This is a genomic window from Alphaproteobacteria bacterium LSUCC0684 (genome assembly GCA_041228335.1).
Taxonomy (GTDB): Bacteria; Pseudomonadota; Alphaproteobacteria; order Puniceispirillales; family UBA1172.
Genome location: CP166130.1, coordinates 1,157,954 through 1,184,091, shown reverse-complemented (window position 1 = coordinate 1,184,091; position 26,138 = coordinate 1,157,954). Strand labels below are relative to the sequence as shown.

Here is a 26,138-nt window from a genome sequence, read left to right as displayed (position 1 = left end):
ATTCAGCCGGCGCTGTTTCGGATACGGGTCAGCGTGGTGGTAGGGGAAATAGCCTCGGGATCAATCGGCAGATGAATGAGGGATGGCTTTCCTGAGTTCAGGCAACGTGTAAATGCTTCAGCAAAATCATCTGTTTTTATTACTTTTTCTGCGTGAAATCCAAAACTCTCAGCCAGACTGGTAAAATCAGGGTTGATGAGGGATGTGTGATTGACTCGTCCGGGGAAATGGCGTTCCTGATGCATGCGGATCGTTCCATACATGCCGTTATCCACCACCAGGACAATGATATTCGCCCCGATCTGCCGGGCCGTGGCCAGTTCATTCATGGTCATCTGAAAACAGCCGTCGCCGGCGAAAGCCAGCACCGGACGGTCAGGATATCTGGCCTTGGCAGCAACAGCGGCAGGAATACCGTATCCCATCGAGCCCGACGTCGGCGCAAGCTGGCTCATGAAGTCACGGAAATGGTAAAACCGGTGAAGCCAGGTTGCGTAATTTCCCGCGCCATTGGTCATGATGGCATTATCTGGCAGATTCTCCCTGAGCCAGACCATGATTCTGGCCATATTCACTTCGCCAGGTGGGGAAGGTATCGTGTCCGTCCAACGCTGATAGGATAGATGCTCATCACAGCCTGCCATGGGGGAGAGATCCTGCGCCCGGGCCAGCATAGCTTTAACAAACGCCCCCGGCCTTCCATGGAGCGCAAGGGCAGGGGAGTAGACACGTCCCAACTCATTTATATCACTGTGCAGATGGATGAGCGGCATCTGCGGCTCAGGCATCGATAACAGCGTATAGGATTGCGATGGAATTTCAGAAAGCCTTCCTCCCAGCATGATCAGCAGATCAGCGGTCCTGATCCGGTCGAGCAGCTCCGGATTGCAGCCAAGGCCGAGATCACCGGCATAAAAAGGATCCCGTGCATCCATCAGGCGCTGACGGCGAAACGAGCAAGCCACCGGCACCCCGTATATCGCAGCCATTCGGGAAAGATCAGCGACAGCATATTTGTCCCAGCATGATCCGCCAGCGATAATGATGGGTCTTTTCGCCTTGCTGATCATTTCATGCGCCTGATTGAGCGCCGCATCATCAAGGGAAGGTGACGCAATTTCAACTCGCCCCGGAACAGATACCGATGCCGTATCATAGAGCATGTCTTCCGGAAGGCTTAGCACCACCGGCCCCGGCCTTCCTTCCATGGCAATCCTGAAGGCATTGGCGATGGCCTCAGGCAGGTTCCGGACGTCATGGATTTCTTCGACATGTTTGGCCATGTCGCCGAACATTCGCTCAAAATTCACTTCCTGAAAGGCATCGCGGCCACGCATGTCGCGCGCCACCTGTCCCACCAGCATCACAAGAGGGGTTGAATCCTGCTGGGCCACATGTATTCCGGCCGAAGCATTGGTAGCCCCGGGGCCGCGGGTAACAATCACCACCCCCGGCCGGCCGGTCATTTTGCCGTCAGCTTCGGCCATCATGGCGGCACCGCCTTCATGCCGTGCCAGCACGGTTTCGATCCGGCATTGCTGAAGCCCATCGAGCACCGGCAGAAAACTTTCACCCGGCACGCAGAACACCCGGTCAATGCCCTGTTCTTCAAGGCAGCGAACAATCATTTCGCCGCCATTCATGGAGGTGGTCATCAATACTCCTCAACGTCAAAAAAATACTGAAATGATCTTAGGTCGGTGATCCATCCCACGGCAAGGAGAAAACTTCCGCGTCAAGATCAAATGCATCCGCCGGATCATGGCTGACAATAAGTGCCGTCATCCCAACATCATCAATGAGAAGCCGGACAGCGGCAAGACAGTCCTTCCGGGTTGCTGGATCAAGGGCCGTAAAAGGCTCATCCAGCAGGATCAGCGGCTTTTCTCGCCCTTTGGCCCTGACCAGCGCGCGGGCCAGTGCCACACGCTGCTGCTGGCCACCTGAAAGCCGGGGAGGGAGCCGGTCTTTGAGCTGGTGAATGCCAAGTTGCTCCATGGATAGATCAACAAGATGTTTTTCCGCGTCCGATATTTTCAGTCGGGGATCAAGACCGAGGGCAATATTCGTCCAGGCATCAAGGTGGTCGAAAAGGTTGTTATCCTGAAAAAGCATGGAAAGCGGCCGTTCCGATGGGGGCAGCGCCACGATGGAGTCATCCTGCCATCGAATGTCACCGCTCACCGGAGAAAGAAACCCGGCCACAAGCAGCAGAAGCGTTGACTTGCCTACGCCAGAAGGGCCCTGAATGACGGTAGCAGCACCACGCCGGACATCAAGATCATAGGTGAACCTTGTTTGATCCCCATAGCTGAACTCAACAGAACGGATCTCAAGCATGCACTTTCTCCATGAACCGGAACAGGCGTGCAGCGGATTTGCCCGCCATCAGCAGAAAAACGGTCACGCCGAGCAGAAGAAGAGCAAGCGCCGCGGCTTCATCGCCGGCATATCGGCCTGTTGCCTGATAGAGCATCCAGGGCAATGTCTGGAAATGCTGGCTGGCAAAAAGTGCAATCACCCCAAGATCTCCCACCGAAAGTGCAGCCGAAAGCCCAAGGATGAGCCCGATCTCACGTTCAAGCAAGGGCAGGGTGATCATTCTCCATCTTGCCATCCCATCTATTCCAAGCATCAGGGCGAGCCTGTCCTGCTGGCGGAAAAGCCTTGTCATCCTTGGCTCCAGCACACGCACCGCCAGTGGCAGTGCAAGAAGGGTATTGGCCGCGACAACAACCATCCAGGCGGCAGCGAAAACATCACCCGCCGACCTCAGAAGAATAAAGGCAGATGTTCCGAGGACGATAGCCGGGATCACCAGATAGAGCATAATGCCCCCATCAAGAACGACCAGCGCAATGGATTTCCGTGGCGCGCTTGTCTGTTGCCGCATGATGAGGCCTGAACGGGCACCCGCCAGCACAAATGCCAGTGACGTGACCGCAATGGCGCTTCCGATTGCTATACTCAAACTGGTGGTGAGCGCGCGCCAGAAAATCGGCCTTTCCATCACCATTGCAAGCGCCGGGTCGAGACCTTTGATGATTACCATCGCAACAGGCAGAATGATGAGAAACCCAAGCAGGCCATGGACCAACACTATCCAGAAGGAAAGGGGGGATCTTTCACTTTTGCTCCATGTTTCGGCAAGATTCAGCGACATATCCTGGGTGGTGCGGACAAGAGGCTGTTTTCTGTTCAGGATGGCGATTACCGATACAACAAGGGCGGCACAGGCAAATTGCAGGAGACTCAACCCCGAAGCCGCCACCAGATCAAAGGAAAACCTAATCGCGGCGTAGATTTCAACTTCCATCGTCGTGACTTTTGGCCCGCCACCCAGCATCAGCACCAGTGAAAACGACGTGAAACAGAAGAGGAAGACAAGCAGGGCCGATGCAGGGATGGCTGATCGTATCTGCGGCCACTCAATGTGACGAAACCTTGCAACCCCCGTGATATTCAACTGGCTTGCCAGGCGATGATGGGCGGCAGGTATCGCTTCAAGCTGAGGCAGGAATATCCGAATAAGAAGCGGCACATTAAAAAACATATGCGCAAGAATAACGCCGTGCAGTCCATAGATCGTGATATTGCCGCAACCGGACATATCAAAAAGAGGCTCACATAAAGACGCAAGAAGACCTTTTCGCCCCCATATGGCAATCAACCCTCCGGCCGCCACCGTCGTCGGGATGACAAGGGCAAGCCCCAGCATCATTCGCATCATCCGGGTCCACCGCCAACCCGCCGTCCGATTGAGCGCTATTGACGAAGGTATCGCCAAAAACAGGCTGAACAGCACCGACAGGCTTGCCTGAATTAAGGCACTCCTCAGAACATATCCGGTCCGCTCATCAATACCGCCCAAAAGGCGTCCTTCTCCACTAAATGCAAGCGCAAGAATTGCCGCAAGGCCGAGCATCAGCAGAAGTAAAGCCGCCCCCAGCCCAATGGCCACAAGATATTGATGCTGATGGGAAGGGCGTGGCTCCATGTGTTGATCTATCCTACCTGCTCAACCCGTTAACCCAGGCTTTCGTCCAGGCATCGCGATTGCGCTGGACTTCTTCAGGCGAGAAGAGAAAGGCTCTGGCAGGTTCAATGAGTCCTCCAAAGCCCTCAGGGATATTTGCCTCCTTTGCCGCCGGATACATCCAGTTCGTTGTCGGCAGAAGGGACTGCATTTGCGGCTCAAGAAGCTTTTGCAGGAACAATCGGGCGAGAGCAGGCTTGGTGGATGATTTCAGCACGCCCGCCACTTCGACTTGCGCATAATGGCCATCGCTGAACGCCGCGGCGGCGAAGTTCGTTTTGCCTTCCGCTATCAGATGATAGGCTGGTGAGGTTGAATAAGAGAGAACCATGTCAGCTTCACCTTCAAGAAACATGGAATAGGAATCCCACCATCCTTTGGTGACCGTGACAATTTTTGGCGCGAGCTTTGCCCAGATTTCCGGGGCCTTGTCTCCATAAACGGCGTTGACCCATAGCATCAGCCCAAGGCCAGGTGTTGCCGTGCGCGGATCCTGAATGACGATACGGATATCCTTTGCCGGATCAATCAGTTCCGCAAAAGACCGGGGAGGGGTTTTCAACGTCTCGGTATTATAGACAAAAGCAAAATATCCCCAGTCAACCGGCACGAATTTGCGGTCATCCCAGAAACCGACATCATCCGGCAGCGCAAGTTTTCCCTTGAGATTTGACTGATGATCAGCAAAAAGACCTGTTTCCGATGCAATCGCGGTAAGAGACGTGTCAAGTCCAAGGGCGATATCAGCTTTCGATGTTGCCCCTTCAAGTTGGATGCGCCCTAGAATACCCACCGAACTGTCGAGGCCTATAAAGGTAACGATACAGTTGCAGGTTTTTTCGAATTCCGCCTTGATAGCAGGGCCGGGGCCCCATTCCGATGCAAAACTGTCATAGGTATAGATAACGAGTTCCGGCTTGTCTTGCGCCGTTGCCGGCAGACTCATCAGGCCTATCGCAGACCACAATATAAATATGTATTTCAGCATCTTGCACTCCGTTACTGCAGTTACATGCCAAGATGCTGTCGGTGGGAAAATTTCAAAAGCGCTTTTCGACTTCTGATCCTCTTTCCTCCGCCAGCATGACCTGGTTCAGGTTCAATGGGTTTATCTCAGCCGTAGTGTGAAGCCACGGCACCCCAAGAGTTCTTCTAATTTAGGGCGATGGATCGCCTTTGTCAAAGTCTTGCGCGTGTTATTTTAAATCGCGTAGCGCTTTCAGATTCAGCTGTACTTGATATGTCTTGATATTTTTTCAATCTTTATTCTCTGCTTCTATATCCAGGCTTTCTTTACATGGTTCAATTGATGTTCGTTTTTTTCTTGCCACCTTATTCGCGAATTTCCCTGCATTTACGGCAGCAGATATTTTTGTTCTGTTACGGGCAGCAGGTAGTTTTATTCTGTCGATGTATTCTTACTCCCTGGTAAGAGAGGATATATTTCGTAAATGTCGCATAATTTATATTATGTAAAATATGGGAAATATATTAAAGGGAAACGCAAAGCCCGTCATAACCCGGCTCAACCCCATCGGGACAAATAGCAAGAAGCTCATCATAATCAGCCTCCAGGCCAAGATGAGTCAGCACTGCACGTTTTGGCCTGCAGCGCTTGATCCAGGAAAAGGTCAGCTCATAATGCGCATGGGCCTGATGCTCTGTTTCACGCAAACTTTCGACAATCCACAAATCAAGGTCATTGAGATGGGCAAAACTATCTTCAGGAATATCAACAACATCGGTTGAATACCCGACGCGTTCATCAAAGACAAAGCCAAGGCTGTCCACCCGGCCATGATGCTGGAGCAAAACCTTGATATCAATCCCGCCAAGGTTCAGCCGATCCCCCGGGGAAATGACATGGGATTCAAGCGACGGTTTGAAATATGAAGGTGATTTTTCAGATTTAATAAAAAGATACTGAAACTTGCCGGTGATATCGTCGAGATGACCTGCCGTGCCATAAACGGGAATTTTGATAAAATCAGGAAAAAAGAACGTCCTCAAATCATCCATCCCGGCAATGTGATCGGAATGTGTATGGGTGATCAGTACGGCATGTATCCGCGGATTACCGGCAGCAAGAAGCTGGTTGCGAATATCAGGCCCGGCATCGACAAGAAGATTGAACCCGTCTTTCTGCACCAGCAATGCGCAGCGCTGGCGGCGGTTTTTGGGGTTGTCCGGGTTGCATTTCCCCCATCCAGCAGCTCCAAGCGCGGGCACTCCAACCGACGTTCCGCATCCCAGCATGGTCACCTTCATGAATGCGGCCCCATTTTATGAAATAATCTGCGGGTATTCGCGGCCGTAATTCGTGCCATGTCAACAACACTCTGCCTCTTGATCTCCGCAAGACAGGAAAGCGTATGAACAACATGTGCAGGCTCATTGCGCTTGATGTTCCTCACCGGCTCAGGGCTAAGGTAAGGAGCGTCGGTTTCAACAAGAAGCCGGTCATCAGGTATCGAGGCCGCGATGTCGCGTAAATTTTCAGAACGGGCAAAGGTCAGTATCCCGGAAAACGAAACATAAAACCCGATTTTCAACGCTCTTTCAGCAAGTTCAGCCCCGCTGCTAAAGCAGTGCATTACACCGCGAATCTCCCCTTTGGCGGCAAATTCTTCCAGCGTATTGGCCATATCTTCATCAGCATCGCGGGAATGGATCACAATCGGCAGGCCGGTTTCAAGGGCAATGGTCAACTGGGCACGGAAGGAGGCCATCTGCCGCGCCGGATCAGCTCGATCATAAAAATAGTCAAGCCCGGCCTCGCCCACCCCGACGCAGCGAGGATGATCAACGGCGGCGCGATAGGCGTTGAGATTATCGTAATCCTCCTGATCCTGGGCGTGGTTGGGGTGAACACCGGCGGTGAACCAGATATTATCCGCGCGCTCGGCAAGCTCACGCGGTCCATCCTGATGCGTCAGCCGTGTCCCGATACAGATCACATCCGAAACCCCGGCCTCCTTCATGCGTTCAAGCATGGCGTCACGATCATCGGTATAATGGGGGAAATCGATATGGGCGTGGCTGTCAATCACGCCCAAAGAGGCGGTATTCATTCAGCTTCCTCTTCAACATATCTTGGGAAGACAGGCTGCGGGCGATCAAGCCCCTGCCCGCCTGCCATGCGGTTGCCCGCACCTAGTTCGGCAAAGGAACGCTTATCCCCCTCTACCCCAAGCTGCTCGAGCATATTGGCCGCGGCTTCAGGCATGACAGGCTGAACAAGAATAGCCACCTGACGCAAGGTTTCGGCCAGGACCCAGAGCACCACCTTCATGCGTTCCGGGTCGGTTTTGCGCAGCGCCCAGGGGGCCATCTCATCGACATAGCGGTTTGCCGCACCCACAACATCCCACAGAGATTTGAGCGCTTCATGGAAAAGTTGGCTGTCGTAATGGTTACGCTGCACCTCAAGAAGATCATCCACCTGATTGAGCAGCACCATATCCGCATCAGCCAGCGATCCCGGAGCTTCCGGCATCACCCCGTCGCAGTTCTTGAAAATCATGGAAAGAACCCGCTGGCTGAGATTGCCGAGATCATTGGCAAGATCACCATTCATCCGGTGAACCATCGCCGCATGCGAAAAATCACCATCATTGCCAAAAGGGACTTCGCGCAGGAGGAAATATCGCATCTGATCAAGCCCGTAGGTTTCCGCAACCTTGATGGGATCGATCACATTCCCCAGCGATTTGGAAATCTTCTGGCCTTCATTTGTCCACCAGCCATGGGCGAAAACACGTTTTGGCAGCGGAACACCGGCAGCCATGAGAAAAGCCGGCCAGTACACCGAATGAAACCTGAGGATATCCTTGCCCACCATATGCAGATCAGCAGGCCAGCGCCGGGCGAAACGCGCCTCGCCATCTTCCTGCCCGTACCCTGCGGCGGTGATGTAGTTGGTCAGCGCATCAAGCCAGACATACATGACATGGGCATCATCACCTGGTACCGGCACGCCCCAGGAAAAACTGGCCCGGCTGACCGAAAGATCATTGAGCCCGCCAGAAACAAAGCTTTTGACTTCGTTGAACCGGGACCGTGGCGCGACAAAATCCGGGTTGTTTTCATAATGGGTGAGAAGCTTGTCCTGATAGGCGGAGAGCCGGAAGAAATAGGAAGGTTCTTCCACCCATTCTACCGGCGCACCGGTCGGGGCCTTGCCATCGACGATCTCGCTTTCACTGTAGAACGCTTCGTCGCGAACCGCGTACCAGCCCGCGTAACTGCCGAGATAGATATCTCCGTTGTCAACGAGCGTTTTCCAGAGCAACTGGCAAGCCTGATGATGTCGATCTTCCGTGGTGCGGATGAAATCATCGTTGCTGAAATTGAGTTCGGTTGTCAGATCACGAAAATTCTGGCTGACCTGATCGGTGAAATTCTTTGGGTCGATACCTTTTTCTTCGGCAGATTTCTGCACTTTCTGACCATGTTCATCGGTTCCGGTAAGGAACATGACATCATAACCGTCAAGACGCTTGAACCGTGCCAGCGCGTCACAGGCAAGCGTGGTATAGGCATGACCGATATGAGGTTTGTCGTTCACATAGTAAATCGGCGTCGTGATGTAATAGGACGTCTTCATGGGCAACAGGTTTCTCGAGGAACTTTTTCAATTAACCACAATGATTTAGCCCGAACACTCCGCATGTGCAAGGGGCATCTGCCCCCCGATCAGATCACCTCAACCCCTGGCCAGCCTCGCAAGAATGCCTGCGGCGACAATCGTCATGTCGAGATTAAGCCGTTCGGCCTCATCTATCCTGCGGAGAAGATCCTGCTGGTACTCGGCAAGTTTTGCGGCAGGAATGCGGGTTGTTATGGCATCAATGGCCTGATTTTCGATATCGAGTCCCGCCTGCCCCGGAGCAGATATGTATCCTGCCGCCTTCCGGGCAGACATCCGCGTGAGCCGGTCAAAAAGGAGGCGCATCATCGCCCTGCGTGAGGTATTCTTTGCCCCTCCCTGCCCCCATTGCTGCGCGAGCTCATCCAGCGATAGAGCCGATGGCCGGGCGCTTGCCAACACGGAACAGGTCTCGGCGTAAAGGTCCATGGCCCCGCTTTGGGCAAAAATCTGTGCCCGTCCCGGCGCACCTTCGGTGAGATGCGCTGCCACGTCAACCCAGCCGGAATCAGCTTCAGGGAAAAGCCGCCTGATAACATTGCGCGTATCCTCCACGCCAAGGGGCGACATTCTCAGCACCTGGCAGCGTGAGCGGATGGTCGGCAAGATCGGGATAGTGCAATGATGGATGAGGATGATCAATGCCTGTTCCGGCGGTTCCTCAAGGGTTTTCAGCATCGCATTGGCGCCATTGAAATTCATTTCATCCAGCGCATCAAGTATCACGATCCGCCTTTTTCCTCGTGCAGGTGTATGTGAAAGGAAGGGCGGGATGCGCCGTATCTGCTCAACGCTGATGCGTGAAGTGGCTTTGTCTTCTTCAAGTTCAACCACCATCATATCGGGATGCGAGCCTGCCCTGATGAGCGGTGTTTCAGGGCTGTTTTCAGGCCCCGCGGTATTTCCGAACATATCCTGCCCGCTGGGACCTGCAAAAAGATGCTCGGCCACACGATAGGCAAGAGATGCTTTGCCAATTCCGCGCGGTCCTGAAAGGATCACGCCGTGATGACGACGGCTGTGGCCGGAGATCAGCAGATCAAGGATATCGTCATGCCCGCGCACCTCCTCGCAATATCGGGGATGCGTTGAGATTTCCGCCGCCTCATTCATCGAAACTGGCCAAGTCTGGGTTCAACCTGCGCAATGATATCATCATGGATGACTTTTTCGTTCCGGCTTGCATCAATGACAATGAACCTCTCCGGATTCTGTTTCGCGAGTTGAAGATACCCTGCCCGGACCTGTTCATGGAAGGCATGACCTTTGTTTTCAAACCGTGTTTCCTCGTTTTCACCCCGTGTGCTTCGCTTGAGACCGATAGCCGGGTCGATATCAAGAAGGATGGTGATATCCGGAATGACGCCATCAAGTGAGCGTGTATTCAGTGTCGCGATAAGCTCCGGGTCCACACCGCCGACAATTCCCTGATATACGGTCGTGCTGTCAAAGAAACGGTCCGTAATCACTGCATCACCATCTTTGAGCGCCGGAAGAATGATACGGCAGAGATTATCACGCCTTGAAGCGGTCATGAGCAGGGCTTCGGTAACGCTGTCCCATCTCGCCTCGTCTCCCTTGACGAGGAGTTCACGGATAAGTTCCGCACCGTGGGTGCCCCCGGGCTCGCGTGTCTGCGTGACCTTGCCGGGCCAGACACCACTCAGCCAGTTTGCGAGCAGCTTGATCTGGGTGGTCTTGCCGCTCCCCTCTCCTCCCTCGAATGACAGAAACACACCCGGCATGACGCCATCAGTTTCCTTCAGCCGGTGCGGGCGCATTAACGCCGAAAATCAATTGCTTGAAAAACGCACCTATCCTGCGATGGAAAGGCAGTTGCGGAATATCTTTGGTGGCCAGCAGCGGGTATCGTTCATCATTTCCATCGATGGTGAGAATAACCTCACCCAGTTGCTGCCCCTTGACCACCGGGGCATTGATCGGGTCCTGAATTTCGGTTCGGCGGATGATATTCGTATGGGTCTTGCGATCCAGCACCGCACTGACGGTTTCCTTGACCGCAAGCGGAACACTTTCCTCTTCCCCCATCCAGACCTGGGCATTGAGGACGATCTCATCGCTTTGTATGAGATCATATTTCTGGAACAACCGGAAAGAAAGATCCATTAGCCGGGTACTTTCAAGGCGGCGTTCCTTCATGCTGCCAAGGCCATTGACCACCATGATGATCCGCATGCCGTCCCGTTCGGCCGAGGCCGTCAACCCGTATCCCGACTCCTGGGTGTGTCCTGTCTTGAGCCCATCGGCATATTCCAGACTATAGAGAAGCGGATTACGGTTGCTCTGCTTGATGTTGTTATAGGTGAAGGATGTTTCCGAATATATTTTATAGAGTTCGGGAAAATCACGGATGATTGATCGCGCCAGGATGGCGAGATCACGGGCGGTGGTCATGGTGACCTCATCTGGCCAGCCGGTCGAATTTCCGAACACCGTGTTTTCCATGCCAAGTTTTTTTGCCTGAATGGTCATTTCCTCGGCAAAGGCATCTTCGGTTCCGGCAAGCCCTTCGGCAATGACGATAGCGGCGTCATTTCCGCTTTGCACGATGATCCCGCGCAAAAGATCACCGACGGTAACCTGTTTCCCAACCTCGACAAAAGTCCGCGATCCACCTTTTCGGTAGGCTTTCTCCGATACAATGAATTTGTCATCCATCTTGAGGCTGCCTTTTTTGATCTGTCTGAAGGCAAGATAGGTTGTCATCATCTTGGCCATGGAGGCGGGTTTCATCGGTGCATCGGCATTTTTTTCATACAATGTCTTGCCGGAGTCAAAATCCATGATCATGACATATTCCGAAGGCGTGATGATATCGGCATGCACAGGTGCCGTGGCCAGAATTAGACCAAAAAGACATGCCGCAATCTGGCGATAAAGATGTAAACGTGATCGCATTGCGGTAAATTTCATGAAAAACATCCTCTTATGTATCAGATCTTTAAAAGACTATCCTCGTTATGTGGTCAAAAAACGGCCTATTCAAGGATAATTTTTGCTCCGGTAAATCCGCGTGAGATAACGCGGTCAAGGGCCTGATCGGCGGCATTGACCGATAGGAGAGGGCCGACCCGGACACGATGAATATACTGGCCGTCATTCTCGAAGGTGGAGATCCGGGCCGTCACATGATCTTTAAGCTTGTTTACGACATTTTCGGCGTTGCTCAGCTCGCTGAAGGCGCCAACCTGTACCCAGATCGTTGTATCCACCGGTGGAAGTTCAATAATCTCGGTGGAACGTGAAGATGTAATCAGGTCAATCGCCGAAACGGCATTGGTGCCAGCTTCAACTTCAGCCTCTCCCTTTTTACTGGAATTGAGCGACACTTTCGGCACCGCGGCAGCATTGGTCGGGGGGAGCTCAACCGAGGATGTTGTGCCGATGGAAGGAAATCTCCCCTCCTTGGCTTCACGTTCAAGGCGCAGGCTTTCTTCAGCCAGGATCTGCACCCGGACACGGGCAATGCCCTGTTCTTTGAACCCGAGAAGACGTGCCGCCTCCCGCGAAAGATCTATTATCCGTGAGGCAACAAACGGGCCGCGATCATTGATGCGAATAACAAGTGAACGCCCGTTTTCAAGATTGATTACCCGCACCGCCGAGGGCATGGGTAGCGTCTTGTGGGCAGCCGAAACCACCTCGGGGTCGAATATCTCACCATTAGCCGTCAGCCTGCCGGCAAATTCGTCGCCATACCAGGAGGCAATTCCGGTTTCGTCATAGGTAAGATCACGTTCAGGGTAATACCATATCCCCTTGACTTCATAGGGATTGCCGACTTTATACCGGGGGTCTGCCTTTACCTCGGCTGTCTCGGCTGATTTGCTTTCTTCGGCACGCTGGATTTTCTTGGCCACATCCACCGCCACTTCCAGCGTGGTGCACCCCGAAAGAAGAAAAACGATGCCGATGATACCAAAAACAAAGCGCATATATTATCTCATCGCGTCGGACAGGGTGCCCACCGCAATCGCAAAATAGTTTGACCTGTTCCATTTCAGGATAGCTTCAAAATTTCTGTAGACAAGATAGGCTCGTCCATCCTTGCCATCCGGCAGAACAAGCCTGGCCTCAATGTTCCGTTCAGGGAGTGCGGACCCATCAGCTCTGGTCACCCCCAACCCGGCCCAGTCGTTCAGCCCTTTCCATGTTTTGGCATCATGCAGCGCCATGGCGTTATCGGCCGCCGCCGCCCCACTTTTAGGAAGTCGCACCTCCCTGCCCCAGGTGATATCATCCCGCCAGCCGACCTGTTTGAGGTAATTTGCCGCCGAAGCAAAAACATCACCCTGCGTGCCCCAGATATCGCGGCGTCCGTCGCCATCATAATCCTGGGCATAGCGGATGAAGGATGACGGCATGAACTGGCTCTGGCCCATCGCGCCAGCCCAGCTCCCCATCATGGCATCGGCGGTGATATGTCCTTCATTGATGACCTGGAGCGCATAGAAAAGCTCCTTTCGGAAAAATTCCGAACGGCGACCGTCATAGGCAAGACTGGCAAGGGCGGGAATAACCTTGAAACTGCCCATGACGCGGCCGAAATCCGTTTCAATCCCCCAGAGCGCTACGATGAATCTGGGCTGAACACCATATTTCTTGCCGATCTTGGTGAGCAGATCCTGATGTGTCCTGAACCGGTCTCTTGCCCGTTCCTTCCTTGAATCCGGAACGACAAGATTGAGATATTCGGCAAAGGTCAGGGTGAATTCAGGTTGCTTGCGGTCAAGTTCAATCACCCTTGGAATAGGTTCTATTCCGGTCAGCGCCGCATCGAGGGTGGCTTCGCTGATCCCTTTGCTGATGGCTTCCTTTCTCAGGTTGGCAAGCCAGCTGTCAAAGCTTTCTTCATTGGCGGCGGCGTGAAAGGAAATACACGACGCCCCCAAAAGCAAAGCAATACCGCCCATCAAGTAACGCTGCATGAATGCCTCCCTCGGTGTTTATAAAAACAAGCCTATATCCAGCCCGGGGTTGTGACAACAGGAAACGCGATCTTGTGGTCAATCAAAGCAGAAAAACCAGATATAGCACGACCGGCACCGTCAAGGTGGCGACCATCGTGCTGAGGAAGATGGTGGAAGCCGTTCGCCCGGAATAGGCACCATAGACATGCGACAGCATGAAAACATTGGCCGCAACCGGCAGGCAGGAAGAAATGATGGCAACCTTGACCCAGAGGATATCCTGGCCGGGAAAAAAGATGAACAGCGCGGCAATCAGCCAGGGGTGGATAACCAGTTTGATCATGGTCAGGGTATTCAGTTCGGCCATGGCGCTGCGGATAGGTTGTCCGTAAAGTGTCGCCCCAAGCGCAAAGAGGGCAACAGGCGCCGCGGCCCCGGCGAGCATCATGATGAAACGATGCGCAATCACCGGCATTTCAACTCCCAAGGCAGAAAAGGCAAGGCCGGAGATCACCGAAATCATCAGCGGGTTGCGCGCCATGGTGCGGATGATCTGCAACGGCACATCCAGCATACCCTGCCCTTCCTTGGAGACGAAAATTGACGTCAGCGCCAGCAGGACAATCGTATCGGCCAGCAGGATCAGCGCCATCGGCAGGGCCGCCGCTTCGCCAAAGGCCAGTATCGCCAGCGGCACCCCCATATATCCATAATTCGGATAAACGCTATTGAGCCCGAAAATACCGGTTTCGGATCGGGTAAGACGAAATAAACTTCGCGCAATAAAGGCACTGATCAGGAAAATCACGATCGTGCCGGTCTCATATCTCCAGACAAACCCCCAGTTGAGGATATCCTGCGCATTGCTGGCGGCGATATTGATGAACATGAACGGCGGCAGCGCCACAAAGAACGCAAACCGGGAGAGCAGCTTCGCCCCGTTTTCATCGCAGAACGATATCGCGCGCGCGCCAAGACCCAGAAAAATAAGCGCAAAAAAGGGAATGGAGAGCGAAAGAACATCAAGCATGCCCTTCTCATAGCATAAACTTCCGTTAAGAAAATCTTCTAAATTCGCGGTTGCTGCATCCGCTTCATCCCTGTCTTTGCGATGAAACCAAAAAACCTCTCCTCTTGAGCCGACATGATCCGGCCTGGGGCAAATATTTCGATCATATAGGTTGTGATGGCTGGACTTCCCGCCCAAGTATGCTATAGAACGCAGCACCGGACGGGTGGCAGAGCGGTTGAATGCACCGGTCTTGAAAACCGGCAAGGGTTAACGCCCTTCGTGGGTTCGAATCCCACCCCGTCCGCCATCTTCCTCCCAGGTTTGTGATCTGTTTTCTGATGGACTCACCCGCTTTCCGGCGGGTTTTTGGCCGTTGGAAAGCAGGCCACCTCTTTAAATTATAAAAAACTAATATAAATTAATGCCATGGGCAGCACGGTGACTATTCAGGAATAGCCGCAGTGATTTCATTTTTGCCTTTGACTCTGGGTCCAATGGCGGCACAATGGCATTTCAAAAGTCATGCAAGCAGCCATCCCTTTGTCGGGTTGACTGCTGAATACAACAGCCCGTCTGGCAGCGATTAGCTACCGTCGCCTTGGGTAAATAAGCAGTATCGTTGCTTGCAATGACTTTTGGCGGCCCGATGCCAGGGTGACGGGCCAATCATCTGGAAACCAAGGGACAGACATGAATATCAAAAAATCGAGCGAAGCACCCATGATTGCTTCATCTCTGGTGAAGGATTTGAAACCTCCCTCGCCGGGTGAAGTTGATGTGCAGCGATACCCGCATCCCTCATGTCAGCAGAAATATCCCGAAGGCTATATCGAGTTTCCCATCGGCCATGCCGTTATTCGTGTGTTCAAGCACGATACCCTTTCCTTGTCCTATCGCCAGCGCATTGTTCTCGGCTATGCCATTCAGGGAAAATCCGACAAGGTCATCGCCCGGGAGCTTAATCTTTCGCCGGTAACCATCAAACAGCATCTTATGGCGATTCGCCGCCATCTTAATGCGTCATCCCGGAGCGAGCTCTGTTTTCGTTGTATTCTCTGCGGCCTTATCGAAATCATTCCGCTAAAGTCAGGTATCGATGATCAGGCGCTTGATGAGCCGGAAAGGACAGCCAGTTTCGGCAGGTTGCCGTAATTCGCCATCCTCCCCCCCTCCGAGGGGAAAACCTTTCTGGATTTCAAAGAAAGGCTTGGCTCAGATATCGAGGGTGTTTTCCTTTTCCCAGCTGGAGAAATGCGACACATAGGAATTCCATTCCTGCATCTTGAGCTTGAGATAGGCGGAAGAGAATTCATCCCCCATCGCCGATTTAAGCTCCTTATCCTTGTCATAGGCACGCAAGGCATCAAGCAGGTTGAGCGGCAGTTTCGGCGCCCCTTTGACCTTGTGCCCTTCGGCATACATGTCAATGTCATATCTCTTGCCGGGGTCGGCTTTATGGCGCAGCCCGTCAAGCCCTGCCGCGATGATGACCGATTGCAACAGATAGGGGTTGGCAGCCCCGTCCGGCAGGCGCAACTCGAACCGGCCTGGCCCGGGGACGCGCACCATATGGGTCCGGTTGTTGCTGGTCCAGGTCACGGTGTTGGGTGCCCAGGTAGCACCTGAAATGGTGCGCGGCGCGTTGATCCGCTTATAGCTGTTGACCGTCGGGTTGGTAATCGCCGCCAGCGCGCTTGCATGTTTCATGATCCCGCCAAGGAAATGCCGGCCGGATTGCGACAATCCCAGTTCCATGCTGTCATCAGCAAAGGCATTGGCCTTGCCGTCCTTGTCCCAGACCGAAATATGAACATGGCATCCGTTACCGGTCAGGCCTTCGACAGGTTTCGGCATGAACGTCGCGCGGTATCCGTGTTTTTCGGCAACGGATTTGGTCATGAATTTGAAGAAACTGTGCTTGTCAGCGGTATTCATGACGTCATCGAATTCCCAGTTCATCTCAAACTGGCCATTGGCATCTTCGTGATCGTTCTGATACGGCCCCCAGCCGAGCGCCAGCATATGATCACAGATCTCGGAAATAACATCATAGCGGCGCATCACCGCCTGCTGATCATAGCAGGGTTTTGGGCTGGTATCGAATTCATCTGAAATTTCGCTTCCATCCGGCGTCAGCAGAAAGAATTCGGCTTCAACGCCCGTCTTCACCCGCAAGCCTTCCTTTGCCGCCGCATCGATCAGTTTTGTCAGCACATTGCGCGGCGCCTGCTCGACCAGCTGGTCTTCCATCACGCAGTTTGCGGCAACCCAGGCGACTTCAGGCTTCCATGGAAGCTGGATTACCGAGTTCGGGTCTGGCACGGCCAGCATATCGGGATGTGCCGGGGTCATGTCGAGCCAGGTTGCAAAACCGGCAAAACCCGCCCCGTCTTTCTGCATGTCGGCGATGGCCTGGGCGGGGACCAGTTTGGCCCGCTGTCCACCGAAAAGATCGGTAAAGGAAATCATAAAATATTTGACGCCCTTTTCCCGGGCAAATGCGGCAAGATCAACGCTCATCTTCATTTCTCCTTCATCATTGGCCTTCTGGCCGGCAGTAATACACCTTGGCTCTTTTCTAAAAACTCCCCTGGCCCGGTATCCAGTTTGTTCCGGCAAGCGGAACACCGGCCATGGCTGATGCTTCGATGGTCAACGCGCAGAGATCTTCCGGCTCAAGGTTGTGCACATGGCTTTTGCCGCAGGCTCTGGCGATTGTTTGCGCTTCAAGTGTCATGACCTTCAGATAATTGCGCAAACGTCGTCCGCCTGCAACAGGATCAAGCCTTGACATGAGATCGGGGTCCTGGGTGGTGATGCCCGCAGGGTCACGGCCTTCGTGCCAGTCATCATAAGCACCTGCCGTGGTACCAAGACGCTGATATTCCTCTTCCCAGCGCGGGTCATTATCGCCAAGGGCAATCAGCGCCGCCGTACCGATGGAAACGGCATCCGCACCAAGAGCAAGGGCTTTTGCCACATCAGCACCTGTTCTGATCCCGCCGGAGACGATGAGCTGAACTTCACGATGCATATCTAGGTCCTGCAGGGCTTTGACCGCTGGCCGGATACAGGCAAGTGTAGGCTGGCCGACATGTTCGATAAAGACATCCTGGGTGGCCGCCGTGCCGCCCTGCATGCCGTCGATGACCACGACATCCGCCCCGGCCTTGACCGCAAGGGTGGTGTCAAAATAGGGTCTCGCCCCGCCGATCTTGACATAGATCGGTTTTTCCCAGTTTGTAATCTCCCGCAGCTCAAGGATCTTGATCTCAAGGTCATCGGGCCCCGTCCAGTCCGGATGCCGGCACGCCGACCGCTGATCAATACCGGCGGGCAGATCACGCATCCCCGCCACCCGGTCACTGATCTTCTGCCCCAGCAGCATGCCGCCGCCCCCGGGCTTGGCGCCCTGCCCGACCACAACCTCGATCGCATCCGCCCGGCGCAGATCATTCGGGTTCATGCCGTATCGTGACGGCAGATACTGATAGACGAGTATCTTTGAATGCCCGCGTTCTTCTTCGGTCATCCCTCCATCACCGGTGGTGGTTGAGGTTCCGGCCATGGTTGCCCCGCGACCAAGCGCTTCCTTGGCAGGTCCCGAAAGCGCCCCGAAACTCATGCCGGCAATGGTGATCGGGATATCAATTTCGATGGGTTTCGATGCAAATCTCGTCCCCAGCGTGACATTTGTTGCGCATTTTTCACGATACCCCTCAAGCGGATACCGTGAAATCGATGCCCCGAGGAAGAGCAGATCATCAAAATGCGGCACTTTCCTCTTGGCACCGCCACCGCGGATATCATAGATCCCTGTTGCCGCTGCCCGCCGGATCTCGGCATTGACGGGATCGGTAAAGGTCGCTGATTTAATCGGTGCTGTTGGCGGGATTGCTTTTTTCGATGCGTCATCCATGTTTTTATGTCCCTCAATAGCTGTCCGCGTGATCAATGTCGAAATGATAGAGGTTGCGGGCTGAACCGTAGCGCCGGAATTCTTCTGGCTTGGCATCCGCTCCGGCGTCTTCAAGCAGGGTCTTCAGCACCTCGATATGTTCGGGGCGCATTTCCTTCTCGATACAGTCAGCCCCAAGGCTTTTGACCGAACCACGGACGAAAATCTGCGCTTCATAGAGGGAATCGCCAAGCGCTTCGCCGGCATCACCAAGCACCACCAGATTGCCTTTCTGCGCCATGAAGGCCGACATATGGCCGATATTTCCATGAACGACAATATTGATCCCTTTCATTGAAATACCGCAGCGCGACGCCGCATTGCCCTTGATCACCAGCAGCCCGCCCCGCCCTGTTGCTCCGGCATACTGGCTTGCATCCCCTTCGATGATGACCTTGCCGGACATCATGTTTTCAGCAACACCTGGTCCGGCGGAACCATCGACGATGATCGTGGCCTGTTTGTTCATGCCCCCGCAGTAATACCCCGTTGACCCCCGGACAGTGACCTCGATGGGCACATCAAGTCCAACCGCAATGGCATGGCTGCCGCGCGGGTTGATGACCTCCCAGGTCTTCTGATTGGTATCATTACCGAGCGCGTGCAGCGTCTGGTTGAGTTTTCTAAGACCTTCGGCTTCAAGATCAAATTGCTGCATTTCAATGTTTCCAGAAATAGACGGTTGCTGGTTCCGGCTCCCATACGCGAGCCATCTCGATATCCGGCAGATTAACAAGCGCGCGATATTCTGAACCGAAAGCAACATAGCGGTCGGTTTCAGCCATCACGGCAGGTTTGCAGGCGATGGGATCACGCAAGACGCCAAAACCGTCTCTTGTGCCGACAACGAACGTATAAAACCCGTCCAGATCGGAAAGGCTGCTCTCAAGAGCTTCGCCGAGGCTCGCCCCCTCCATCATCCGATAGCTGAGATAGCTTGCCGCAACTTCGGTATCGTTATCGGTTTCAAAGGGCATGCCCTGATGCCGGAGCTTGCGGCGCAGGCTGTTGTGATTGGACAGCGAGCCATTATGCACAAGACATTGATCCGCCCCGGTTGAAAACGGATGCGCCCCCATGGTGGTCACCGCGGATTCCGTTGCCATGCGCGTGTGACCGATGCCATGGGTCCCGCCCATCCCGGAAAGATCGAAACGCGCCGCGACGTCCCTGGGCTGCCCGACTTCCTTGTAAATCTCGATGTGTTGGCCACGGCTCATCACGCGCATGGCGGCAAAATCGGCACGCAGGAGCGTATGAAAACGCTCTTCCTCCGCCACGGGGAGGCTGAACACCGCATGCGTATCCTTGATTTCCATTGAAACATTGATCCCCGCCTGCTCAAGGCTTTTGGAAAGATCAGGAAAATCTGTTTCCGGCCGGGATGACTGTATCGTGATCTTGCTTCGGCCTTCCTTGCCCTCTCCATAGATCGCGATACCTGCACTGTCCGGCCCGCGATCCGACATCTTGACCAGCATATCCGCCAGTAAAGAGCCGAGGCGAGGTTCAAGCGATCTGTCTTTCAGAAAAAGTCCGACAATGCCGCACATCTCATTTCACTCCATCATTCCATCGGTGAATGTAAATGATAGTAGCGAAATTATGGAAACTCACAAGAAACTTTTATTCTTGAGGGGATAAAAAATGGATGAGATGACCCCTGTCACCGGCCTGTGCCTATTTTGACTGGGGATAGGAGATCACCGAAAGATAGCGCGCCGGAAGTTCGACCAGCACTTCAGGCCCATGCGGGGCATCGGCCTCAAAAAAGAGCGTATCCCCGGCCTCAAGACGGAACAATCGGTCCCCATGCCGATACTCGACAATTCCTTCAAGCATATAGATCATTTCAACACCATCATGCTGAAAGGCGGGAAAGGTATCTGATGTTTCGGTCAGGGTGATCATATAGGGTTCAACCACCACCCCGCTGGCCACGGATTGCAGGTGACCAAGCAGGTTATACTGATGCCCGGCCCTTGTGCCCGCCCGCTTGACCTCGACGCTTTCACCGGCTTTGGTATGGCTGACATGGCGTGTTTCCTCAAAGCCGCGCAGAAACCCGGTAAGCGGCACGCCGAGCGCGGTAGCAAGACTCTGCAGGGTTGAAAGAGATGGGGAGATATTGCCGTTTTCAATCTTTGAAAGCATGCCTCTTGAAAGGCCCGTGCGTTCGGCGAGGTCGGCAACCGTGATCTCCTGCTGGCGGCGAAAGCCGCGTATAGCCCGTCCGATAGCGATCTCAAGCACTTTCTCACGTGCGTGACTTGCCTGATGCGGATTCTGGCTCAGCGTTATCTTTTTACTCATGACATCCGCCCCTGTCCTGCGATGCGATCTTCGGATGAGGGTGGCACAGATTTGCCCCGCTTGACCAGATCCGAGTGATGAGGCCGCAAGGTAACAGGCTCAGCATGAAGGCACATCATCAGGCGTTCAGGCGGGCCGAAAAATGGCCGGGGCGATGTTCACCAATATCAAGCATCCTGGCCATTTTCTCCCATATTTCGGTGACTTCATCAGCCTCTGCCTCGCCGACAAGATCGACGATTTTCTTGCGCAACGGCCCCTTGAGTTCGGCAAGTTCATCACGGGCTTTCATCTTGTACCAGTCGTTGCGATCCCTGAGGGAGATATCCTCAAACCCGGCCGCCGCGAGCGCTTGCTGATATCTTTCAAGCGAACACATATGCATATCAAGACCTTCGCTTTTGATATATTCCCGCATCTCCGGTGACGGAGGATTGTCATCAATGCGCATCCAGTCGCTGGCAGCGATTATCCCGCCCGGACGCAGGATTCGCGCGCAATCACGCATCAGGGCCTCCTTGTCAGGAATATGCAGAAAGGCATCCTTGCTGAAAATCACGTCAAAACTGTCCTCGTCAAATGGGAGCGGTCCGGGTTCAACGGTGTTGAAACCGGCGCGTGACTGAAGTTGATATTTCATCGCCAGTTCGGTGGCCCTCGCGATGACCAGCGGCTCGATATCAATGCCCATCACGGTATCGGCCCCGTGCTGACGTAAAAGATGAAAAGCCGCCCCGCCGCAGCCGCACCCGATATCCAGCACCCGCATCCCCTTAAGATCAATGCCCTTGAGCACCAGATCAATCTCTTCAACCCCGCCGGGTGAAAGAAACCCCTCCCCCCACACGGTTTCAAGAAAGCGGATCTGCTTGTCGCCGTAATGGCCTTCATCGGTGATGCTCATCAACGTCTCCCCATATCCTGTTGAGCGCCTTTACTTCATGTCATCATATATGACATAGATTGAGGCTTGTTATCGAAAAATTCGACCCATCTGAAGAATGGCGTATTGAAAACTCATCCACAGGACACGGAAATTGACACAGAAAAACAACCCCCTTCATGATTTCGGATTTGGCACCCAGATCAGGAAAAGCCCCTTTTTTGATGCCACCGTTCGCTGGGGTGCTAAGGGGTTTTCGGTCTATAATCACATGTATATACCCCGTGATTTCGGTGACCCGGAACAGAATTTCTGGAATCTCGTCAATGATGCCATTCTTTGCGATGTTGCGGTGGAACGCCAGGTCCAGATCAAGGGGCGGGATGCAAGCCGCTTCGTCCAGATGATGACGCCGCGCGATTTGTCCACCATGGCCGTCGGCCAGTGCAAATACGTGATCCTGACCAACCAGCATGGCGGGGTGCTGAACGATCCTGTTCTGCTCCGCATCGACGAAGACTGCTACTGGTTTTCACTTGCCGACAGCGATGTTCTTTTCTGGGCACAGGGGCTGGCCGCGCATGGCGGCTACGACGTCGACATCACCGAACCGGACGTCTCCCCGCTTCAGCTTCAGGGGCCGAAATCGCGCGAGATCATGACCGCCCTTTTCGGCGACATGATCCTTGATCTGAAATATTACTGGTTCAGGCGCGCAACACTCGGCCGGATTGAACTGATCATCTCCCGGACCGGCTGGTCCAGTGAACTTGGCTATGAGATTTTTCTGCTCGACAGCAAGGATGGAGATGAACTCTATCAGACCATCATGGAAACCGGCAGCCCGCTTGGCCTCAAGCCCGGGCACACCTCGACGATCCGCCGGATCGAAGGCGGCATGCTTTCCTATCACGCCGATATGGATATCAACACCAACCCGCTGGAACTCGGAATGGACCGGCTGATCAATCTTGATGGTGATGTTGATTTCATCGGCAAGGATGCGTTGAAGAAAGTTGCCGCCGAAGGTATCAGCCGCAAACTGGTGGGGCTGATCCTTGAAGGCACGCCGCTGGCCGGGCCGAACACCCGCTTCTGGCCAATCGGCAAAGATGGCCATCAGGTCGGCAAGGTGACGTCGGCGGTTTATTCGCCCAGGCTAAAGCAGAATATCGCGCTGGCCATGGTCGATATTGCGCATGTCGCGATGGATACAGCCCTCATGGTCGATACCGGAACGGAGTTTCGGCAGGCACGGGTAACGGAAATGCCGTTCCACGATCCCAAAAAATCCATCGCCAAATCCTGATCACTTTCCTTTCAGGTCAGGAATGGGGAAAACAAAATCAGCCAGCATGTATTGAGGGTAATGGATCTTTGCCAAGCACCATATCAGCGCCTTTTTCCGCGATCATCAGCACCCCTGCATTGAGATTTGCTGAAAGCATGGTCGGCATGATGGAGGCGTCGATCACCCGCAGATTATCCATGCCGTGAACACGAAGCTGGTGATCAACAACCGCCGTCGGGTCGGTCTTGGGCCCCATCCGGCAGGTCCCCATCAGATGATAAAGGGTGGTGCTTCGCTGCCGCGCAACATCCAGCAGTTCATCATCGCTCTGGATATCCTTTCCCGGATAGGCTTCATAATCGAAAAATGGCGCCAGCGGGGCGGTATTCATGAGTCTGCGGCTTAGCTTGATGCCGGCAAGCAGGACTCGCCGGTCTTCTTCATGGGCAAGGTAGTTCGGCTGGATGATCGGTTTATCAAAGGGATTGCTGCTCCGGGCACGAACATAGCCCAGGCTTTCGGGGCGTTGTTGCCATGAAGCCAGGGTAAATCCCGGCTCATCATCGAGCCATGCTTGCAGGCCTTCCTTGTAACTTGCCGGGGTAAAACTGATCTGAAGGTCGGAGTTCCGCACCATTTCATCCGAGTGCCAGAAACAGTAAACCAGCGTCGGGCCAAGTTCGAGAATTGACCGCCTGCCGAGAAAATATTTCGCAATTTCACCAACCAGCAGCGGCCCGCGCGCCAGCTCATTGATGGTGCGGATATTCTTGGCCCGTGCCGTAAGCCGTGTGCCGTAATGATCGCGCAGATTTTCACCTACGCCCGCCAGATCATGATGAACCTCAATCCCGAGATCCCGAAGCCATGCCCCGGGCCCGATACCGGAAAGCTGGAGCAATTGCGGCGAATTGATCGTCCCGCCGGAAACGATTACCTCACGCCCGGCAAAGATTTCGGTCTCTCTCCCATTGTTGTCTCCACGACGATAGGCAACACCGATGGCGCGCTTGCCTTCGAGCAGTATCCGTGTTGCATGCGCCCGGGTGATAACATGAAGGTTATGGCGTTTTCGTGCCGGTTTGAGGAATGCCCGAGCCGCACTCATCCGCAATTTGCCCGTGGATGTCCGCTGGATATAGGAGGTCCCCTCCTGCACCGCGCCGTTATAGTCAGGATTGCGGGGAATACCGATACTTTCCGCCCCCTCGATAAAGGCGTCGCAGAGTGGGTCACGCCAGGCGAGATCGGTGATCTTCATCTCCCCTGATTGGCCACGGAAAGTGGTATCCGCCTCCGTCTCGTAGGACTCGAAGCGCCGGAAATAGGGCAATATATCGTCATAGGACCAGCCTTGATTGCCTTTCTGCGCCCAGACATCGAAATCTAGCCGCTGGCCGCGATTGAAAATCAACCCGTTGATTGAACTTGAACCGCCGATCACCTTTCCCCTTGGTGTCGGGATCCGGCGACCGTTGGTGCCATCACTTGGCTCACTTTCATACATCCAGTTCACACTTGGATTGACCAGCGTCTTGATAAAACCGGCGGGAATATGGATCATCGGATTCCAGTCCGGCGGACCGGCTTCAAGAAGACAGACCTTGTATCGGCCACAAGAGGTGAGCCTGTTTGCCAGCACGCATCCGGCACTGCCAGCGCCAACTATTATGTAATCATATTGTTCTGTCATAGGCGGTATCTGGCATCCCTTACCAACTCCGGAAATTTGAATTCTGATCTTAACTTGGGGTTAATTTTCCCGGCAATAGTGATGCCGGCAGAAATCATACTGAAAAACGACATCATGTATTGACACGATGCAGTGATACCCCGGAAAAATACATCAAAAATTTCATAAAATCATGAAGATTATAAATTTTAGATGCTTCGGATCACCGTTTGCACACTTCTTGCATGTTTTCGATCACCTTACGCAAAGCCAATGAGGAGATGAGCCCATGTATTCGCCGGTTTTTCCAAGTGTGAAAACCAACGCCTTCTTTTTCTTTGAAACAGAAACAAGAAGAAAAGACAGGCAAGCCAAAACGCTTATGATGACGTTGAGTGTCATTGCCATCTTCATGTTTGCCGGTTTCGCACCACTCTAGCTGATCACCGCCCATCGTGATCTATCTTGAAGTCCACGGCCTTTATCCAGGGCCCGCCTGACTTCATGTCCACCTGCATGTCAAAATGCTGACATGAAGGGATGGCGATTCCGGCAGGACTCGAACCTGCAACCTGCTGATTAGAAGTCAGCTGCTCTATCCAGTTGAGCTACGGAACCGTACCCTTGATATATCAGATCCATGCGGAAAAATCTAAAGCGGAAATCCGCCCGATGCGTAAAATCTGCCTAATGTGTGCCTAATGTGTCCAGGCCTGACGTTTGCCGAAGGCAAAATTATCCGCATAGGCCCTGAGTTTTTGGCGGCGTTGCCCTGTTCTGAGAAGGACATACTCCATCCCGTTTGCCTCCGCATAGGCGATGGCATCCGCCGAAGTATCGAAATGAAGGTGAACCGTCTTCAGCGTATCAGCTGAAGACTGCCAGCCCATCAGGGCATCAGGCACGGCCTTGTCCTGCCGCGGGTATTCAAGCACCCATTCCGCTGACTTGGCCTTGCCGGACTGCATGGCCGTCCTGGCTGGCTGATAAATACGAACACGCATGTTCTTCTCCCATTCTATGCATCATTTCTAGGCCTGCTATCGGGCAAAATCAAGTTATCTTGCACCGCGCCTTGAGGCGGTGAAAGATCCAATATAAACAGAACGGGAAAAATGGTCGGAGCGAGAGGATTCGAACCTCCGACCCCCTGCTCCCGAAGCAGGTGCGCTACCAGGCTGCGCTACGCTCCGATCGGATGATTTCGTCTTAAATCGCCTGCTTCACCCTGTCAACAGGATAGGTGCCATGGATGAAAAAATCGAGGCGCGTTTGCAGAGAAGCGAGATATAAAGAAAAGCCTTCGGGAAATGGTCGGAGTGGAGAGATTCGAACTCCCGACCCTCTGGTCCCAAACCAGATGCGCTACCAGGCTGCGCTACACTCCGACACTG

The 26,138-nt window shown here is 53.8% G+C and carries 24 protein-coding genes, 4 tRNA genes and 1 riboswitch; of the genes, 4 read left to right on the top strand and 24 right to left on the bottom strand.

The features are described 5' to 3' along the window. Positions 1-2: 2 nt before the first annotated feature. From AB8880_05585 to AB8880_05525, 13 genes are all read right to left on the bottom strand, one after another. Positions 3-1,655: a thiamine pyrophosphate-binding protein gene (locus AB8880_05585; GenBank protein XDZ66858.1), complete on the bottom strand. Its 1,653-nt coding sequence runs from the start codon at positions 1,653-1,655 to the stop codon at positions 3-5. Positions 1,656-1,692: 37 nt separating this feature from the next. Then, positions 1,693-2,340, bottom strand: a complete 648-nt coding sequence (locus AB8880_05580) for an ATP-binding cassette domain-containing protein (GenBank protein ID XDZ66857.1) — start codon at positions 2,338-2,340, stop codon at positions 1,693-1,695. Further along, positions 2,333-3,997, bottom strand: coding sequence for a thiamine/thiamine pyrophosphate ABC transporter permease ThiP (gene thiP, locus AB8880_05575; GenBank protein XDZ66856.1), 1,665 nt, complete (start codon positions 3,995-3,997; stop codon positions 2,333-2,335). Before thiP ends, AB8880_05580 begins: the two co-directional genes overlap by 8 nt. A gap of 13 nt (positions 3,998-4,010) precedes the next feature. Further along, complete coding sequence (gene thiB, locus AB8880_05570; protein XDZ66855.1) at positions 4,011-5,024, bottom strand: thiamine ABC transporter substrate binding subunit; 1,014 nt, start codon at positions 5,022-5,024, stop codon at positions 4,011-4,013. 65 nt (positions 5,025-5,089) lie between these two features. Beyond that, a riboswitch (TPP riboswitch) is annotated at positions 5,090-5,189 on the bottom strand. 338 nt (positions 5,190-5,527) lie between these two features. Then, positions 5,528-6,304, bottom strand: coding sequence for an MBL fold metallo-hydrolase (locus AB8880_05565; GenBank protein XDZ66854.1), 777 nt, complete (start codon positions 6,302-6,304; stop codon positions 5,528-5,530). Further along, complete coding sequence (locus AB8880_05560) at positions 6,301-7,107, bottom strand: TatD family hydrolase (protein ID XDZ66853.1); 807 nt, start codon at positions 7,105-7,107, stop codon at positions 6,301-6,303. The genes AB8880_05565 and AB8880_05560 overlap by 4 nt, the downstream gene beginning before the upstream one ends. Further along, positions 7,104-8,642, bottom strand: coding sequence for a methionine--tRNA ligase (metG, locus tag AB8880_05555; protein ID XDZ66852.1), 1,539 nt, complete (start codon positions 8,640-8,642; stop codon positions 7,104-7,106). The genes AB8880_05560 and metG overlap by 4 nt, the downstream gene beginning before the upstream one ends. A gap of 99 nt (positions 8,643-8,741) precedes the next feature. Beyond that, positions 8,742-9,797, bottom strand: coding sequence for a hypothetical protein (locus AB8880_05550; protein XDZ66851.1), 1,056 nt, complete (start codon positions 9,795-9,797; stop codon positions 8,742-8,744). After that, positions 9,794-10,429 (bottom strand): dTMP kinase, encoded by a 636-nt coding sequence (gene tmk / locus AB8880_05545; GenBank protein XDZ66850.1) that lies wholly within the window; start codon positions 10,427-10,429, stop codon positions 9,794-9,796. Before tmk ends, AB8880_05550 begins: the two co-directional genes overlap by 4 nt. 7 nt (positions 10,430-10,436) lie before the next feature. Then, positions 10,437-11,618, bottom strand: a complete 1,182-nt coding sequence (locus AB8880_05540) for a D-alanyl-D-alanine carboxypeptidase family protein (GenBank protein ID XDZ66849.1) — start codon at positions 11,616-11,618, stop codon at positions 10,437-10,439. 65 nt (positions 11,619-11,683) lie between these two features. After that, positions 11,684-12,640, bottom strand: coding sequence for a septal ring lytic transglycosylase RlpA family protein (locus tag AB8880_05535; GenBank protein ID XDZ66848.1), 957 nt, complete (start codon positions 12,638-12,640; stop codon positions 11,684-11,686). A 3-nt stretch (positions 12,641-12,643) separates the two neighbouring features. Beyond that, positions 12,644-13,633, bottom strand: coding sequence for a lytic transglycosylase domain-containing protein (locus tag AB8880_05530; GenBank protein ID XDZ66847.1), 990 nt, complete (start codon positions 13,631-13,633; stop codon positions 12,644-12,646). Between the two features lie 82 nt (positions 13,634-13,715). Continuing rightward, positions 13,716-14,645, bottom strand: coding sequence for an AEC family transporter (locus tag AB8880_05525; protein XDZ66846.1), 930 nt, complete (start codon positions 14,643-14,645; stop codon positions 13,716-13,718). A gap of 199 nt (positions 14,646-14,844) precedes the next feature. On the opposite strand from AB8880_05525, the gene AB8880_05520 reads away from it, so the two are divergent. Both AB8880_05520 and AB8880_05515 read left to right on the top strand, forming a co-directional pair. Further along, positions 14,845-14,934: transfer RNA gene (locus tag AB8880_05520), tRNA-Ser, on the top strand. A gap of 383 nt (positions 14,935-15,317) precedes the next feature. Next, positions 15,318-15,779: a helix-turn-helix transcriptional regulator gene (locus AB8880_05515; GenBank protein XDZ66845.1), complete on the top strand. Its 462-nt coding sequence runs from the start codon at positions 15,318-15,320 to the stop codon at positions 15,777-15,779. 60 nt (positions 15,780-15,839) lie between these two features. On the opposite strand, the gene glnT is transcribed toward AB8880_05515, so the two are convergent. The 6 genes from glnT to AB8880_05485 form a co-directional block, all read right to left on the bottom strand. Beyond that, positions 15,840-17,147, bottom strand: coding sequence for a type III glutamate--ammonia ligase (gene glnT, locus AB8880_05510; protein ID XDZ66844.1), 1,308 nt, complete (start codon positions 17,145-17,147; stop codon positions 15,840-15,842). Positions 17,148-17,205: 58 nt separating this feature from the next. Then, entirely contained in the window at positions 17,206-18,546 is a 1,341-nt protein-coding gene (locus tag AB8880_05505; protein ID XDZ66843.1) for an FMN-binding glutamate synthase family protein, read from the bottom strand. Positions 18,547-18,559: 13 nt separating this feature from the next. Beyond that, complete coding sequence (locus AB8880_05500; GenBank protein ID XDZ66842.1) at positions 18,560-19,243, bottom strand: protein GlxC; 684 nt, start codon at positions 19,241-19,243, stop codon at positions 18,560-18,562. A 1-nt stretch (position 19,244) separates the two neighbouring features. Further along, complete coding sequence (locus AB8880_05495) at positions 19,245-20,138, bottom strand: glutamine amidotransferase family protein (GenBank protein ID XDZ66841.1); 894 nt, start codon at positions 20,136-20,138, stop codon at positions 19,245-19,247. Positions 20,139-20,265: 127 nt separating this feature from the next. Beyond that, positions 20,266-20,898 (bottom strand): helix-turn-helix domain-containing protein, encoded by a 633-nt coding sequence (locus tag AB8880_05490; GenBank protein ID XDZ66840.1) that lies wholly within the window; start codon positions 20,896-20,898, stop codon positions 20,266-20,268. A 118-nt stretch (positions 20,899-21,016) separates the two neighbouring features. After that, positions 21,017-21,802, bottom strand: a complete 786-nt coding sequence (locus AB8880_05485; protein ID XDZ66839.1) for a methyltransferase domain-containing protein — start codon at positions 21,800-21,802, stop codon at positions 21,017-21,019. Positions 21,803-21,935: 133 nt separating this feature from the next. Here AB8880_05485 and AB8880_05480 point away from each other — a divergent pair, with 133 nt between their 5' ends. Continuing rightward, a complete protein-coding gene (locus AB8880_05480; GenBank protein ID XDZ66838.1) occupies positions 21,936-23,090 on the top strand; it encodes a glycine cleavage T C-terminal barrel domain-containing protein in 1,155 nt (384 codons plus the stop codon). 37 nt (positions 23,091-23,127) lie between these two features. Here the strand turns inward: AB8880_05480 and AB8880_05475 are convergent, their stop codons facing one another. Further along, positions 23,128-24,765, bottom strand: a complete 1,638-nt coding sequence (locus AB8880_05475) for a GMC family oxidoreductase (protein XDZ66837.1) — start codon at positions 24,763-24,765, stop codon at positions 23,128-23,130. Between the two features lie 268 nt (positions 24,766-25,033). Between AB8880_05475 and AB8880_05470 the strand changes: the two genes are divergently transcribed. Next, positions 25,034-25,183, top strand: coding sequence for a hypothetical protein (locus AB8880_05470; protein XDZ66836.1), 150 nt, complete (start codon positions 25,034-25,036; stop codon positions 25,181-25,183). A gap of 102 nt (positions 25,184-25,285) precedes the next feature. Here AB8880_05470 and AB8880_05465 read toward each other — a convergent pair. The 4 genes from AB8880_05465 to AB8880_05450 all read right to left on the bottom strand — a co-directional run bounded on the left by AB8880_05465 (position 25,286) and on the right by AB8880_05450 (position 26,132). After that, positions 25,286-25,362: transfer RNA gene (locus AB8880_05465), tRNA-Arg, on the bottom strand. A gap of 80 nt (positions 25,363-25,442) precedes the next feature. Then, positions 25,443-25,748 carry an ETC complex I subunit gene (locus tag AB8880_05460; protein XDZ66835.1) on the bottom strand — a complete coding sequence of 102 codons (306 nt, stop codon included), beginning with the start codon at positions 25,746-25,748 and terminating at the stop codon, positions 25,443-25,445. A gap of 112 nt (positions 25,749-25,860) precedes the next feature. Beyond that, positions 25,861-25,937 (bottom strand) — tRNA-Pro (locus AB8880_05455). A gap of 118 nt (positions 25,938-26,055) precedes the next feature. Next, positions 26,056-26,132, bottom strand: a tRNA-Pro gene (locus AB8880_05450). Between the last annotated feature and the right edge of the window lie 6 nt (positions 26,133-26,138).